Raw genomic sequence first — 15,684 nt, 5'->3', positions numbered from 1 at the left:
CCTCGGTGTAGCGGGGGGGTGGCTTGGTGAAGTGCTGCTGGGGGTCGAGGCGCTCGAGGGTCATGGGCGTGCCCTCGGCGAGGTCGGGCAGGGACTGGTCCTCCTCCTTGCGCCCCATGGGCTTCATTACCCGGGTGTAGCCGTCGAACTTCAGCACCCGCCCCTTGGCCTTGAGCTCGAAGCCATCGACTTCCACGCTCAGGGTGCTGGAGAGGTACTCGGCCGGCGTCATCTGGCAGGCCACGAACTGGCGCCAGATCAGCTCGTAGAGGCGCTCGGTGTCGCGTTCCATGCCGGCCAGGTCAGTGGCCCGGCGATCCACCTCGGAGGGACGGATCGCCTCGTGGGCTTCCTGAGCGCCCTCCTTGCTGGAGTAACGATTGGGCGCCTCGGGCAGGTAGCGAGCGCCGAATTCCGTGCCGATGAACTCGCGCACGTTGTCCACCGCATCCTTCGAGAGGTTGGTGGAATCGGTGCGCATGTAGGTGATGTAACCGGCCTCGTAGAGGCGCTGGGCCAGGGTCATGGTCTTCTTCACCGAGAAGCCCAGGCGGCCACTGGCCGCCTGCTGAAGCGTCGAGGTGATGAAGGGGGCGTTGGGCTTCGACCGAGTCGGCTTGTCGTCCCGGGCAGTGATCGCGAGACGCGCCTTGCGCAACGCGGCGATGCGCTCCAGGGTCTCGGCCTCGGAGGTGGGCCGGAACGCCTTGCCGTCCTGGCGCACCAGCTCGAAGCGCACCGTGGTCGGGTCGTCGCCGGTGGGCCGCAGGTCGGCATGGACGTCCCAGAACTCCTCGGGAATGAAGGCGTGGATCTCGCGTTCGCGCTCGGCGATCAGCCGGGTGGCCACCGACTGCACTCGCCCGGCGGAGAGGCCGCGGGCGATCTTGGCCCACAGCAGCGGCGAGAGCATGAAACCCACCACCCGGTCGAGGAAGCGACGCGCCTGCTGTGCCTCGACGCGCGGGATGTTCAGGCTGCCGGGATCCTGGAAGGCCTCCTGGATGGCGTTCTTGGTGATCTCGTTGAACACCACCCGCCGGTAGCGGCTCTCGTCACCACCGATCGTCTCGCGCAGGTGCCAGGCGATGGCTTCCCCCTCGCGGTCAAGGTCGGTGGCGAGATAGACCGCGTCGGCCTTCTCGGCAAGCTTCTGGAGCTCCGCCACGACCTTCTCCTTGCCCGGCAGGATCTCGTAATGCGCCTTCCAGCCGTGCTCGGGGTCGATGCCCATGCGCCGGATCAGCTGGTCATGGGCCTTGCGCTTGCGGTGCTCGGCCTTCTCTTCCGGGGACATCTTGCGGGTCGCCGCCGCCTGACGGGCACGCTCCTTGGGGTCCGAGGCCGCCTTGCCGGCGCCGCTGGTCGGCAGGTCACGAATGTGCCCCACGCTCGACTTCACGATGAAGTCGTTGCCGAGATACTTGTTGATCGTCTTGGCCTTGGCCGGCGACTCGACGATGACCAGTGACTTGCCCATAGTGCTCCACTGTGCTGATGGTGCCAGCGCGACGGCTGACGCCAGACGGTTTCGGCCCACCCTCTATGGCGGGTGAAAAATGCGCTTACCCTACCCCAGCGATCGACTTCACGCTAGTCGCCACCGGCAGGCGACTCCTTGAACCTAGACCCCGCGGTACCCGAACGACAAGGCGAGAACGCCGATGCCTGCAATGACAGCGCCCCCGCCGGTGACGGGCGGGGGCGCGGGTACTGCTACGCTGGACGATCAGCTCTTGCCGGTCTTGCGCGGCGTCCGCTTCCGCGGCGTGCCGCGACTGGTGGGCTTGCGCTTGACCGGCGCCTTGGCGCTCGGGGCCGTGTCCTGGCGCGCTGGCGAGGTGCTGCTGGCGCCCGCCTCGACGTCAGGGGAGGCCTCACCGCCCTCGGTGGATGCCTCGTCGGATGCCTCGGTGGATGCCTCATCGGATGCCTGTTCCGCCGGGGCCTGGGGAGCCGAGTCACTGGCCGGCTCTGGCGCTGCCGCCCGGGCGGCAGGCTCACTGACCGGCGGTTGTGCCGGGGCCTCGGACTCCCCCTTGCCGGACGCCTGCTCCGACGGGGCAGGATCCGTGGCCGCGGCAGATGCCTGCTCGGCGACGGGCAGCGACTCCATCAGGTTCTCCATCTCATGGCGTGCGCGCTGTCCGGCCTGGGCCTGACTGCCCATCCTCTCTTGGGCTTCCCGCCGTGCGTCCTGCTCCTCCTGGGGCGCATGCTGGATGGCCTGGTGGAACAACCCCTTGATGCGCTCGAAGCGATCCGCGGCATGCTCGCTGAGCTCACCACTGGCCGCCAGCACATGTTCGATATGCGCCAGATGGGCATCGATCTGGCCGGCCGTCTGGCCCTTCAGCAGGCTCGGGATCGCCTCCAGGGCCGCCTCGTGGTCCTGCTGGAGGGTGAAGAACTGCTCACGCACCAGGTGCTTGAAGTCGGCCAGCTGGGCGCCCGGCTCGAGTTCGGCCCGCGAGGCCCGCAGCCGCTTGAAGTTGCGCTCGTCGGTGGCCGGGGCGCCGCCCAGCACATGGATCACCGAGCGCATGACGGCCTCGTGAGTGCCGCCCTCGGTAATCGCGCGATGGATCTCGTCACGGCGACGCTCGATGAAGCGGCGATGCTCGGGTTCGGCTCCCGGGCGACGACGATGCGCATGGGCGTCACCGCCCAGACCCACCATGGCCTGCAGCAACGGCTGACCATAGAAATCGAGGAAGAAACGCTCGCTGCTGCTGTCACGAAGGTCCCGCCAGGCGTTCAAGCTACGGGTGATCTGGTCGGAGACGATGCCCTCCACCGCGCGGAAGACATTGTCCTCGTGCACCGGATGGCGGTCGGCGCGCACCTTGTCGGCCAGCACCGGGACCGCTGTCATCAGCGGGTTGCGATCGGAGAACAGACGGTAGCCCAAGCGGTTGGGATGCATGCGCCGCATCCACTTGGCCGACTCGGGCGTGGCCATGGCCTGGACCCAGGGCTGCATGAAGGCGCGGTAGAAGCCCAGGTTGATCTCGGAGATCCGCGCCACCGCGGCGAAGCGGGTATCATCCTCGGGACGATGCTGGACCTCCTGGTCGAGCTCCTCGATGGTCCGCGGCGAGAACTCCAGCAAGTAGTCACGCTCGATCAGTTCGGCATCCTCGCGCTCGGCGGCACTGGACACCGTGGTCTCGTAGAGCCCAGGCGGCAGGACGTCGATGTAGTCCATGTTGGCGGTGAACTCGGCATGCTCCTTGCGGGAGACGCTGCCGGACACGAAGATACCCAGGTGACCGGTGGTGTCATGCACGCAGTAGACGATGGTCTGCTCGTTGGCGATCACGTCCTCGACCCCCTCGTAGAGGTCACGCACCCAGCCCAGGGCCTGGGGCGGCGGCGTGATGTCGTCGCCGCGCGAACAGAACACCACCACCGGCGAGCGCACGTTGCGCAGGTCGATGCGCCGCCCGTCGGACGTCACCAGTTGGGCGGTGGAGAGACGATTGCCGATGAAGAGGTTGTCGACGATGTACTGGATCTCGTCGCCCCCCAGCACCACGTGGCCGCCCCACCAGCGTTCGAACTCCAGATAGCGTTCCGCCTCGGTATCGACCTGGGCGTAGAGCTGATACTGCTTGGTCCACCAGGTGTTGGCGGGGTTGAGGCGCTCGAAGTTCTGCACCAGCCAGGCGCCGTCGAAGAGGCCGGCGCCCATGTCACTCAACAGCGAGGTCATCCAGCTACCGCCGGACAGCCCTCCGGTATAGCGCATCGGCGCCTTGCCGCGCTCACCGGCCCAGTAGGAGAGCGGCGAGCCGGCGATGAGGATCGGGCCGAAGAGGTCAGGCTCGAGGGCCGCGGCCATCATGATCTGCCAGCCGGCCTGGCAGTTGCCGACCACCATCGGCTTTTCGGACGTCTCCGGATGACGCTCGATGACGTGGCGCAGGAAGGCAACCTCGGCCTCGACCACGTCCTCGACGGTCTGCCCCGGGACCGGATAGGGCAAAAACCCGATGAAGTAGCAGGGATGCCCCGCCCGCAGGGCCACGCCGATCTCGCTGTCGGGCTTGAAGCCGCCGATACCCGGGCCGTGGCCGGCACGCGGATCCACCACCACGAAGGGGCGCATCTGCAGGTCGGTTTCCACCCCCTCGGGAGGCTGAATGCGCAGCAGCTCGTAGTTGACCGGACGAGACAAGGTGCGGCCGTCCATCAGCACCTCGGTATCGAAACCCAGCACATTGGGCTTGGTCTGCTCGATATGCTCGAGATACTGGTTGCCGCGCTGGCGCATGACATCCATGAAGAGCACGCTGCGCTCCAGGGTGTCACGCCAGTAATCACAGGCGGCGCGTCCGAAACCGAACGGATCCATGAAAGGCAGCACGCTGGCTGCGGGAGTCGGTATCAGGGAATTCATCTTGAGCTCCAGGGTTGCTCGGTGCCGGGAAATCCCGTCGGCGATGCATGAAAGCGGTCTTTGTTGCAGTGCAATATAGCGCATGAGCAGAGGCGCTGCGAGCATTGGATGCCGATGCCCTAAGCTGCCTTCAGGGGAGCTCTGCCACGACCCTGGCTGTCAAGGAACGCAAATCCTGTGGTATTTTATCACCTTGAGACCCACGCAACATTCGACGTGCCAGGCTGCCTGGAACCGCCGGCCGGCGCACTCCCGGAGACCCCGGGACAGCGCCCCATGGCGTCGACAGCCGGCGAGCAGAGAGGCTCAATGCTATGAGCGACACCCCCTCCCCACGCGTCTCCAGCGGCGAGAAATACCGCAACGACCATGGCACGGCCGCCATCAAGGATGGCATGAAGGCGCGTCGTCAGGCCGAGGATGGCGGTGCCAACGGCCGCAAGCCGAAGTGGCTGCGCGCGCAGATTCCCGGCGGCGAACGCTTCGAGGCGGTCAAGAAGAACGTAGCCACCCATCGTCTCAGCACCGTCTGTGCCGAATCGCACTGTCCCAACCAGGGCGAGTGCTGGAGCAACGGCACCGCGACCATCATGCTGATGGGCTCGGTCTGCACCCGCGCCTGCCGGTTCTGCGCGGTGGATACCGGCAACCCCCGAGGCTGGCTGGACACGGAAGAGCCGGAGAATACCGCCCGCTCCGTCGAGCTGATGGGCCTGCGCTATATCGTGCTGACCTCCGTGGACCGTGATGACCTGCCCGATGGCGGCGCCACCCATTACGCCGACTGCATCCGTGCCATCAAGGCTCGCACGCCCGAGGTGGTCGTCGAGGCGCTGACGCCGGACTTCGATGCCGAGCCCTCGGCGATTGAGCGGGTGGTCGATTCGGGGCTCGAGGTCTTCGCCCAGAACGTCGAGACCGTCGAACGGCTCACCGAGCGGGTCCGCGATCCCCGGGCCGGCTACCGCAAGACACTGGACGTGCTGGCCCACGCCAAGCGTCACCGGCCGACGGTGATCACCAAGACCAGCCTGATGCTCGGCCTCGGCGAAACCGAGGAGGAGATACTGGCCACCTTCGACGACCTGCGGGCCATCGGCGTCGACATCGTGACCCTGGGCCAGTACCTGCGCCCCACGCGCAACCACCTCCCGGTGGAGCGCTGGGTCACGCCGGAGGAGTTCGAGCGCTATCGCGTGCTGGGCCTGGAGAAGGGCTTCATGGAAGTGCCGTCCGGTCCGCTGGTGCGCTCCAGCTATCGGGCCGACCGGGTGTTCGAGAAGAACAACCTGGGCCTGGCCGCCCCCGCCGACGTACCCGGCCAGCAAGCCGACGCGAATCGCATCGATGCGGTGAACGTGGGATAAGCGCCAAGCGGCCAAGCGGCCAAGCGGCCAAGCGGCCAAGCGGCCAAGCGGCCAAGCAATCCAGAGTGAGCCCCGAAAACAAAAACAACCCCCGAAGATCATTGCCTTCGGGGGTTACTTGTGGCTCGGCGCATGGCTGCTTGGCGCTTCTAGCTCCCTCCCCAGCTCCCGCGCCAGGCACTTCGCCAGGCGCTCCCCCACCGCCTCGATGTCCGGGCCGTCATCACTCAGGTCGGCCAGCCGCGTCATGGCCATGCCGGCATAACCGCAGGGGTTGATCCGCGAGAACGGCGAGAGATCGCCGTTCACGTTGAGGGCCACCCCGTGGAAACTGGCGCCGCGACGGATCCTCAGTCCCAGCGAGGCGATCTTGGCCTCGCCCACATAGACGCCGGGCGCGTCGGGGCGGGCCTGGGCCACCACCCCATGCTCGGCCAGCAGGGCAATCACCGCATTCTCCAGCGCACTGACCAGGTCGCGTACGCCCAGACGCGAGCGCCGCACATCGAGCAGCGGGTAGAGCACGACCTGGCCAGGACCATGGTAGGTCACCTGCCCGCCGCGGTCGGTGGCCACCACCGGGATGTCGCCGGGCATCAGCAGGTGTTCGGGCTTGCCGGCACGGCCCTGGGTGAACACCGGGTCGTGCTCGACCAGCCAGAACTGATCGGGGGTCTGCGCATCACGGCCGTCGGTGAGGTCACGCATGGCCTGCCAGACAGGCGTATAGGGACGGCGGCCCAGGCGATGCAGCTGGATCGGCGGCAGAGCGTTCTCGGTTGCCATCAGACGACCATGTGCACGCGGCCGGTGGCCTTGAGCTCGTCGAAGAGTGCCTTGAGCTGCGCCTCGCCGGTGGCGCGGATCGTCAGGCGCACCGACTGGAAGCGGCCCTGGCGGCTGGGGACCACCTGGATGGCGGTCGCATCGAAGGCCGGATCATGCCGGATGACGATCTGGCAGACCGTGGCGGCGAAATCCTCGGCGGCATCGCCGACGACCTTGATCGGGTAGTTGCAGGGAAAGGTGATCTTCGGCGGCTTGCCACCGGCCTGGCGACGGGGCTTGCGAAGATCACGCAGGGAGTTGTCGTTCATGAAGCCTTCCGGCAGGTCGGGAATATATCCTTATTTTACCCAACCTGGTGCGGAGAGACCAACGCCGGGGTCAAGAGGTCAAGAGGTCAAGAGGTCAAGAGGTCAAGGGGTCAAGAGAACATGGGATCAAGAAGCAAGCCAAGGGGTTTGCTTCTTGATCCTTGTGCCTTGCGGCTGGCCGAAGGCCCTAGTCGAACCAGCCGCCGATCAGGTTGGTGAAGAAGCGCCGCACCTGGTCGAAGAGCCGCTTGAAGAACCCGCCCTCCTCGATGCCCTCGAGGGCGACCAGCGGGCGCTCGCCGACCACCTCCTCGCCCTGGCGCACCTCCATGGTCCCCACCCGGTCCCCGGCCGCGATGGGCGCAGTGAGGTCGGTCTGAAGGTCGAGCTTGGCGGTGAGCTCCTCGTTACGCGCGCGCGGCACGGTCATGACCACGTTACGGTCGACGCCGACACGCAGTTCGTTCTTGTCGCCGCCCCAGACCCGTGGCGTATTGAGCACGGCACCGGCGTCATAGAGCTTGAGGGTCTCGTAGTAGCGGAAGCCGTAGCTGAGCAGTTTCTGGGTCTCCTGGGCGCGGGCCTCATCGGACCCGGTGCCCATGACCACCGAGATCAGGCGCATGTCATCGCGCTTGGCCGAGGCCACCAGGCAGTACCCGGCGGCCTCGGTCCAGCCAGTCTTCAGGCCATCGACGCTGCTGTCGCGCCACAGCAGGCGATTGCGGTTGGGTTGTTCGATGCCGCCGTAGTTGAACTGCTTGGTGGCATAGATCGCGTAGTGCTCCGGGTAGTCGTTGATGATGTGCTGGGAAAGCAGCGCCAGGTCCCGCGCCGAGGAGTAGTGGTTCTCGTCGGGCAGGCCGGTGGCATTGACGAAATTGGTGTTGTGCATGCCCAGTCGGGTGGCGTGCTGGTTCATCAGGTCGGCGAAGGGGCGCTCGCCACCGGCCAGGTGCTCGGCCATGGCCACGCTGGCATCATTGCCCGAGACGATGATGATGCCCTTGAGCAGTTCCTCGATCGCGACCAGGGTATCGACCTCGATGAACATCTTGGACCCCCCGGTGCGCCAGGCCTTCTCGCTGATGGGCACCAGGTCCTCCGGGGCGATATTGCCTCGGTCGAGCTCGCGCTCCACGAGATAGGCCGTCATCAGCTTGGTCAGGCTGGCCGGTGGCAGGCGCTCGTCGGCATTGTGCTCGACCAGCACCCGTCCGCTGTCGGCATCCATCAGGATCCAGGAACTGGCCGCCAGCTGCGGCGGCGAGGGAATCATGGTCTGCGGCGTCGGGATCACCTGGGACGAAGCCTGTGACACGACCAGCAGCAGGCTGACCAGCAGCAACGGCAACAGCCGGCGACGGTGGAAGAAAAGCGTGAATCTCATGGCAAGGGGTCTCATCAAGGGCATCGCGGGATGGTTCGGAAAGGGACCGACTCAGTCGGCATCGTTGACGACGAAGGCCTGGGCAAAGCCTGCCCGACGCAGCTGCTCGCGGACGGGATCCACCTGGCCGGCGGCATCCAGGGGGCCAACCTGGACCCGATGGAGCCCGGTGACACTGGCAACGCGCACGGGCCGGTCGATCTCACCCTCGAGGCGCGACTTCAGCTGCCGGGCACTGTCGGCAGAGCCCAGGGCCGCTACCTGCAGGAAGACACTGCCGCCGGCCACGGACGGCTCGCGACTGGCCGCTGGCGCAGCGGGGACCGATGCCACCGCGTCCTCCCGGGGCGACGAGGCGACTCTCGGCCGGGAGGCATCGCCGTTATCGGCGATCCAGCGTTCCACGTCGATGGCCTCGACCGTCACCCGGCCGGTGCCCTGCTCCAGAATGCCAAGGCGGGCCGCCGCCGCATAGGAGAGATCGATTTCGCGGTCGCTGTGGAAGGGGCCGCGGTCGTTGACCCGTACGACCACCGAGCGGTCGTTTTCCAGGCTGGTGACACGAACGAAGCTGGGCAGGGGCAAGGAGCGGTGGGCGGCGCTCATCTTGTACATGTCATAGATCTCGCCGTTGGAGGTCGCGTACCCATGGAACTTCTCGCCATACCAGGAGGCCCTGCCCTGGCGGCTGTAGCCACGCGCGTCCGCCATCACCTCATAGCGCTTGCCCCACACCTCGTAAGGCGAGGTGTTGCCTCCCCTGGAGCGCGCCTCGCGACGCGGTACCGCGTCGGGCACCTCGGCGACGTCGGGCGGGTCCTCGGGATAGGCGTCGCCGGCCAGGACATAGCGTTCGCCACTTCCGGCGGTGGCCGGCATCTTGCGGGACGCCTCATCGGAGGCCGGACGGGGCCCACCTCCCCCTCCAGCACAGCCGGCCAGCAGCAGCAGCACGCTCAGGGCGGCACAGGTGCGTCTCATGAAGCCTCCTCCCGGGTGGTGTCGGTGGCGTCGAGCCAGTGGGCCTCCAGACCCCGTGCGTCGGCAATCGCCTCGGCGAGCTCGATCACCGCCATGGCATACAGGTGGCTGTGATTGTAGCGGGTGATCACGTAGAAATTGTGCTCGCCGAGCACGTAGCGCCAAGTCTTTTCGCCATCCTCCAGCGATACCGGCAGCAGGCGATGATCGTCAGCCATCGCGCCCGGGATCTCGAGGCCCGCCGCGGCGAGCTCTGCCGCGGTCACCGCGGGCGGCCGCGCGGCGCGATTGAAGTCGATGCCGTCGGGAGGCGTAGCAGGGCCTTCCGCCTCATGGTAGATCGGTTCGCCGGCGCGCCAGCCGTGTTCGGCGAAGTAGTTACCCACGCTGCCGATGGCATCCACCGGGTTGGTCCAGAGGTCGCGGATCCCGTCACCATCGAAGTCCACCGCATAGGCGCGGTAGCTGGTAGGAATGAACTGGGGATAGCCCATGGCCCCCGCGTAGGAGCCCGTCAGGCTGCCCGGCGCCCGCGCTTCCTCGTAGGCGATCTCCAGGAAGGCGGCCAGTTCGCCGCGGAAGAAGCCCCCCCGGCTGGGGTGATGGAAGGCCAGCGTCGCCAGGGAATCGATGACGCGGTGGTGTCCCCTGACGCCTCCGTAACGGGTCTCCACACCGATGATGGCGGCGATGACCTCTGGTGGCACGCCGTACTCGGCCTCGGCCCTCTCGAAGGCCGCCCGATGGGTCTCGATGAAGGCCACCCCGTTGGCAATGCGCGGGGCATCCAGGAAGATGGCACGATACTCGTCCCAGCGCAGGCGATGTTCGGCGGCGCCGGCCATGGCATCCAGGACCGGTTGACGGTATTCGGCTTCCTCAAGAGCGGCCTGGAGCCAGTCACGGTCGACCCCTCTCTCGACCAGCTCCTCCATCAGGCGTCCTGCCTCGGCATGGCGCTGCGGATCGAAGTCCGCCGCCTGTCCCGTCGTCGCCCCCCATGCCAGCAGCCCGGCCGCCAGCCAGGCCATCCAGCGTTTTCTCCGTGGTGACGATACCGTCATTGCATCTCTCCCTGTGCCCTCTGGGGTCAGACCCCGGCCAAGCCGTCAGGCCTATCATAGTGCACCATGCCAGCGGTGATAGCCTCCGCCGGGGTCTGACCCCAAAACGGCTCCAAACAACATCTAGCGCGGCAGCAGGCGGCGGTGGGCATGAATGGCCATGAGAATACCGAAACCCGCCATCAAGGTCACGCTGGAGGTCCCCCCATAGCTGACCAGCGGCAGCGGCACGCCGACCACCGGCAGGATGCCGCTGACCATGCCCACGTTGACGAAGACATAGATGAAGAAGGTCAGGATGATGCTGCCCGCCACCAGGCGACCGAAGGTTTCCTGGGCAGCGCCGGCAAGCCATAGCCCGCGCCCCACGATCAGCAGGTAGAGCAGCAGGAAGGCCAGCATCCCCACCAGCCCGAACTCTTCGCCGAGGACCGCGACGATGAAATCGGTATGCCGCTCGGGAAGGAACTCCAGCTGTGACTGGGTGCCCTGCAGCCACCCCTTGCCCCAGAAGCCGCCACTACCGATGGCGGTGGTCGACTGGATGATGTTCCAGCCCGCCCCCAACGGGTCGCTCTCGGGGTCGAGGAAGGTCAGCACCCGCTGGCGCTGGTAGTCGTGCAGGTTCATCCACAGCAGCGGCAACGCGGCTGCCGCCAGCACACCGCAGAACAGAATGAAACGCCAGGAGAGGCCCGCCAGCAGGATCACGAAGACGCCTGCAGCGGTGACCAGCAGCGAGGTCCCCAGGTCAGGCTGCTTGGCGATCAGCACCACCGGCAGGCCGATGATCACCGCACAGACCATCAGGTCGCGCCAGCGCGGCGGAAGCGGCTGGCGGCTCAGCCAGGCGGCGACCATCATCGGCATGGCCAGCTTCATCAGCTCCGAAGGCTGGAAGCGGATCACCCCGGGAATCACCAGCCAGCGCTGGGCACCCATGCCCATGTCACCGATCAGTTCCACGGCCACCAGCATCAGCACGCCGACCACGTAGACCGGTGGCGTCCAGCGCAGCAGGGTCGTCGGCGAGAGCTGGGCGAGACCCGCCATCACCACCAGCGCCACGCAGAAGCGAATGGCCTGGGCGGTCACCACCGACAGGCGCTGGCCGCTGGCGCTGTAAAGCACCACCAGGCCGGCCAGCATCAGCACCAGCAGCATGCCAAGCAGCCAGGGATCCAGGTGGATCCGCTCCCAGAGGCTGCGCCGTCGGGCGATACCACTCAGGGAGGGCTTGACGGGATGGGCCCGCAAGCCGCGCGTCAGCGCACTCCAGCTCATCCTTCGTTCTCCGCCACCCGGTCATCCTCGCGTTCGAGCACCTCGCGCACCTCCTCGGTAGCCGGGGCCTCGTCCTCGAGCAGCCAGGCATCGGTCATCGCCTTGGCCAGGTGGGCCGCGTGAGTGCTGCCACCACCGACATTCTCGACGATCACCGCCACTGCAATCCGGGGATCTTCCGCCGGCGCGAAGGCCGTGAAAAGGGCATGGTCGCGAAGCCGTTCCTTGAGCTCGTCGGCGTTGTACTTCTGGTCCTGGCCCAGGGAGAACACCTGGGCGGTACCGGACTTGCCTGCCATCCGGTACTCGAGGTCCTTGCCGATGCGCCGCGCGGTTCCTTCTTGACCCGAGACTACCTTCTCCATGCCCGAGACGATCCGATCCCACCACCCCTCGTTGTCAAGCGTGATGTCGGGCGGGGTGTCCGGCAGTTCAACGGGGACCTCCTCATCGCCTACCCGCTGGGCCAGGCGTGGCTTGACCCACTGGCCGCGGTTGGCCAGCACCGCCGTGGCGGTGGCCAGCTGCAGCGGGGTAAGCTGCCAATAGCCCTGGCCGATGCCCACCGAGAGGGTCTCGCCGGGGTACCAGGGCTGATTGAAGCGCCCCCGCTTCCAGTCCCGGGAGGGCATCAGCGCATCACTTTCGCCCTGGACATCGTGGGCCACCCGCTGACCGAAGCCAAAGGCCGACATGTTCTCTTGAATAAGATCGATCCCCAGATCATGGGCCAGGGAGTAGAAATAGGTGTTGTTGGAAACGGCGATGGCGCGCTCCAGATCGACCCGGCCGTGCCCCCAGCGCAGCCAGTTGCGGTAGCGCCGGGAATCGTTGGGCAACTGGTAGTAGCCGGGGTCACGGATGGTGGTATCGGGGGTAATCTTGCCCTCGGCCAGCCCCGCCAGGGCCAGGAAGGGCTTGATGGTGGAGCCCGGCGGATAATGACCGCGGATGGCCCGGTTGTAGAGCGGCAGGTCCAGGTTCTCCTGTAGCGCCCGGTAGGACGCCACGTCGATGCCGGTAACAAACTGGTTGCTGTCGAACCCCGGCACCGAGGCCAGGGCGAGGATCTCGCCGCTCCCCGGGGCAATCGCCACGATGGACCCCCGACGACCGTCGAGCAGCTCCACGGCGAGTTTCTGCAGTTCGCTGTCGAGCGTCAGGGTCAGGTCCTTGCCGGGAACGGGGTCGGTGTGACCCAGCTCGCGCAACACCCGGCCGCGGGCATTGGTCTCCACCTTGCGCAATCCCGCCTGGCCGTGCAGCTCATCCTCATAGAAGCGCTCCACCCCCGTCTTGCCGATGAAGTGAGTGCCGGCATAGTTGCCCGAATCCAGGCCCGCGAGCTCCTCGGCATTGATGCGCCCCACATAGCCCAGCGCGTGCACCATGGTCTCGGCGTCGGGATAGTAGCGCAACAGCTGCGCCTCCACCTCCACGCCGGGCAGGCGATGCCGGTTGACTGCCAGCCGGGCGATCTGGTCCTCGTCGAGATCGCTCATCAGCAACGCTGGCTGGAAAGGACGCTGTCGCTGCCGCGACCGCGTCCGGAAGGCCTCGACCTCCTCCTCGGGAACCTCCAGCAGGTCGACCAGCAACGACAGGGTAGCGTCGAGATCCTCGACCCGCTCCCGTACCAGGGTGAGATTGTAGGTAGGGCGATTCTCGGCCAACAGCACGCCGTTGCGATCGTAGATCAGCCCGCGGGTGGGCGGCAACGGCTCCACTCGCACGCGATTCTTCTCGGAGCGCGTGCTGTAGACCTCATGCTGAACCACCTGCAGATAGAACAGCCGCCCGCCGAGCAGCCCGGTGAGGCACACCACCACCAGCACGGCCAGCAGGGAGCGCATGCGGAAGGCACGCAGTTCCTGTTCCGGGTTCTTCAGGGTTTGACGGCGCCGATGCATGCTCGATGATGACCTCGCAGTGATTGAGCCGGAGAGCCTTCAGCGATCATGGAGAAAAACAGCCTTCAGCGGTCATGGAAAAACAGCCTTCAGCGGTCTTGAACCGATAGCGGCTTCAACGGTGGTAGGGATGACCCACCAGCAGGGTCCAGGCGCGGTAGAGTTGCTCGGCGAGCAGGATGCGCACCAGCGGATGGGGCAGCGTCAGTGGCGACAGCGACCAGCGCTGGTCGGCACTCGCCGAGAGGGCGGGATCCAGGCCATCGGGGCCACCCACCAGCAGCGCCACATCACGCCCCTCGAGGCGCCAGGCATCGGCCTCCCGGGCCAGTTGCTCGGTGCTCCAGGTCTTGCCCCCCACCTCCAGGGCGACGAGATGCTCACCCCCCCGGAGACGCCCCCGGATGCGCTCAGCCTCCAGCGCCATGGCCCGTGTCACATCGGCGTTCTTGCCGCGTTGCCCCGGTGCGATCTCTTCCACCTCCAGCGCGAAATCCCTGGGCAGGCGCTTGCGATACTCCTCGACACCGCGGGACACCCAATCGGGCATGCGCGTGCCCACCGCCAGCAGGCGGAGCCTCATGAACCCTGCACCTCTTCCTCGAGCCGGGGTTCCGTATCGCTGGGTAGATCGGCCCAGAGTCGCTCCAGGTCGTAAAGCTGCCGGGTCTCGGGCAGCATCACGTGCACCACCAGATTGCCCAGGTCGACCAGTACCCAGTCGGCACCGCTCTCGCCCTCGACACCCAGCGGCGGCACGCCCTGCTCCTTGGCAGCCTGGACCACGCTGTCCGCCAGTGCCGCCACATGGCGACTGGAGGTGCCGCTGGCCACTACCATCAGATCGGTTACGCTGGTCAGCCGTGAGACATCCAGGACGGCGATGTCCTGGGCCTTGAGGTCCTCCAGTGCGTCGATCACCAGAGTCTTGAGTGCGTCGATATGCATAGCCCTTCGTGTCAGCCCTTCATCAGCGGGGAGTCATTGTTCATTGTACCGACTTGATGCCCGCGTGGGCAGCATTCAGCGCTGCCGATAAAGGCCCCGCGACACGATATGCGCCTCCACCGCCTCCGGCAGCAAATAGCGTACACTGCGGCCCGACGCCAGGCGCTGGCGCACCTCGGTGGCCGAGATCGCCATGCGCGAGGGCAGCCTGAGGCGCAGCAGCCGCCCGGCGGGCCGGGCCATCAGCGCCTCGCTCTCCTCGACCTCCCGCGCCGCCAGCAGATCGACCAGAGCCCCGGGCAGCGACGCCTGATGGTCCGGTCGATCGATCACCACCACATGGGCCAACTCGAAGAGTCGCTCTGGCTCGTGCCAATCGGCCAGCCGCAGGAAGGCATCATGGCCCAGTGCCATCACCAGGCGGGCCTCACGGCCCAGTTCCCGGCGCAGCGAGGCGAGGGTATCGGCACTGTAGGAGGGGCCGTCACGTTCGAGCTCCCGGGGGTCGGCGACCAGGCCCGGCGTATCGCCGATCCCCAGACGCAACAGGGTCAGGCGGTCGGCGGGCGATACGCGGGGCTCGCCGCGCAGCGGCGGCATGGCGGCGGGCACCATGTTCACACGATCCAGGGCCAATGCCTCGCGAAGCTCCACAGCACTGCGCAGGTGCCCGAGATGGACCGGATCGAAGGTGCCGCCGAGCATGGCGACCCGGGGCGAGGGTGACGGGCCGCGGTCGGCCCTGACGGGCAGGCCCGACCGACTCACTGGCGTACCTGGCCGTCGCCGAGCACCACGTACTTGCGGGTGGTCAGCCCCTCGAGCCCCACGGGGCCCCGGGCATGCAGGCGATCGGTGGAGATGCCGATCTCCGCCCCGAGCCCGTACTCGAAGCCGTCGGCGAAGCGGGTGGAGGCGTTGACCATCACCGAACTCGAGTCCACCTCGGCGAGGAAGCGGCGCGCCAGGCCGTAGGACTCGGTGACGATCGCATCGGTGTGGCGCGAGCCGTAGCGCTCGATGTGGGCCATGGCGTCATCGATGCCGTCGACCACGCGGATGGCCAGCACCGGCGCGAGGTACTCCGCCTGCCAGTCCGCCTCGGTGGCTTCGATGATGTCGCCGAGGATCGCCCGGGTCCGCGCGCAGCCGCGCAGCTCGACGCCATGCTCGCCGTAGGCGCTGGCCAGCCTCGGCAGCAGGGTCTCGGCCACCGGCGCATCGACCAGCAGGGTCTCCAT

Annotated in this window: 13 protein-coding genes and 1 pseudogene; 1 reads left to right on the top strand and 13 read right to left on the bottom strand. The window is 67.0% G+C overall.

Features of this window, described 5'->3' with window-relative positions:
- A partial coding sequence (gene topA / locus RI841_RS06940) for a type I DNA topoisomerase (RefSeq protein WP_310704859.1) occupies positions 1–1,480 on the bottom strand: 1,480 nt, incomplete at its 3' end.
- 249 nt (positions 1,481–1,729) lie between these two features.
- The gene (locus RI841_RS06935; protein WP_310704858.1) at positions 1,730–4,402 is read right to left on the bottom strand and encodes a DUF3141 domain-containing protein; all 2,673 of its coding nucleotides are present in this window, start codon (positions 4,400–4,402) and stop codon (positions 1,730–1,732) included.
- 314 nt (positions 4,403–4,716) lie between these two features.
- On the opposite strand from RI841_RS06935, the gene lipA reads away from it, so the two are divergent.
- Positions 4,717–5,769, top strand: a complete 1,053-nt coding sequence (lipA, locus tag RI841_RS06930) for a lipoyl synthase (RefSeq protein ID WP_310704857.1) — start codon at positions 4,717–4,719, stop codon at positions 5,767–5,769.
- A 114-nt stretch (positions 5,770–5,883) separates the two neighbouring features.
- Here lipA and lipB read toward each other — a convergent pair whose 3' ends face one another.
- The 11 genes and pseudogenes from lipB to RI841_RS06875 form a co-directional block, all read right to left on the bottom strand.
- Positions 5,884–6,555, bottom strand: a complete 672-nt coding sequence (gene lipB / locus RI841_RS06925; protein WP_310704856.1) for a lipoyl(octanoyl) transferase LipB — start codon at positions 6,553–6,555, stop codon at positions 5,884–5,886.
- On the bottom strand, positions 6,555–6,866 hold the full coding sequence (locus RI841_RS06920) for a DUF493 domain-containing protein (RefSeq protein WP_310704855.1): 312 nt from the start codon (positions 6,864–6,866) through the stop codon (positions 6,555–6,557). Before RI841_RS06920 ends, lipB begins: the two co-directional genes overlap by 1 nt.
- Positions 6,867–7,053: 187 nt before the next feature.
- Complete coding sequence (locus RI841_RS06915; RefSeq protein ID WP_310704854.1) at positions 7,054–8,256, bottom strand: D-alanyl-D-alanine carboxypeptidase family protein; 1,203 nt, start codon at positions 8,254–8,256, stop codon at positions 7,054–7,056.
- A gap of 51 nt (positions 8,257–8,307) precedes the next feature.
- A complete protein-coding gene (locus tag RI841_RS06910) occupies positions 8,308–9,237 on the bottom strand; it encodes a septal ring lytic transglycosylase RlpA family protein (RefSeq protein WP_310704852.1) in 930 nt (309 codons plus the stop codon).
- The gene (mltB, locus tag RI841_RS06905) at positions 9,234–10,301 is read right to left on the bottom strand and encodes a lytic murein transglycosylase B (RefSeq protein WP_310704850.1); all 1,068 of its coding nucleotides are present in this window, start codon (positions 10,299–10,301) and stop codon (positions 9,234–9,236) included. The genes RI841_RS06910 and mltB overlap by 4 nt, the downstream gene beginning before the upstream one ends.
- Positions 10,302–10,424: 123 nt before the next feature.
- The gene (rodA, locus tag RI841_RS06900) at positions 10,425–11,585 is read right to left on the bottom strand and encodes a rod shape-determining protein RodA (RefSeq protein ID WP_310704849.1); all 1,161 of its coding nucleotides are present in this window, start codon (positions 11,583–11,585) and stop codon (positions 10,425–10,427) included.
- Positions 11,582–13,495, bottom strand: a complete 1,914-nt coding sequence (gene mrdA, locus RI841_RS06895) for a penicillin-binding protein 2 (RefSeq protein ID WP_310704848.1) — start codon at positions 13,493–13,495, stop codon at positions 11,582–11,584. Before mrdA ends, rodA begins: the two co-directional genes overlap by 4 nt.
- 115 nt (positions 13,496–13,610) lie before the next feature.
- Complete coding sequence (gene rlmH / locus RI841_RS06890; RefSeq protein WP_310704847.1) at positions 13,611–14,078, bottom strand: 23S rRNA (pseudouridine(1915)-N(3))-methyltransferase RlmH; 468 nt, start codon at positions 14,076–14,078, stop codon at positions 13,611–13,613.
- Positions 14,075–14,443, bottom strand: coding sequence for a ribosome silencing factor (gene rsfS, locus RI841_RS06885; RefSeq protein ID WP_310704846.1), 369 nt, complete (start codon positions 14,441–14,443; stop codon positions 14,075–14,077). The genes rlmH and rsfS overlap by 4 nt, the downstream gene beginning before the upstream one ends.
- A gap of 75 nt (positions 14,444–14,518) precedes the next feature.
- Entirely contained in the window at positions 14,519–15,148 is a 630-nt protein-coding gene (nadD, locus tag RI841_RS06880) for a nicotinate-nucleotide adenylyltransferase (RefSeq protein WP_310704860.1), read from the bottom strand.
- Positions 15,149–15,207: 59 nt separating this feature from the next.
- Positions 15,208–15,684 (bottom strand): annotated as a pseudogene (locus tag RI841_RS06875) (gamma-glutamyl-phosphate reductase); the annotation flags it as partial.

Origin of the sequence: Halomonas sp. (assembly GCF_031581305.1) — a bacterium.
GTDB lineage: Bacteria > Pseudomonadota > Gammaproteobacteria > Pseudomonadales > Halomonadaceae > Halomonas.
Note: the sequence above shows the minus strand (reverse complement) of the source record. Positions and strands in the feature narration are given on the sequence as shown.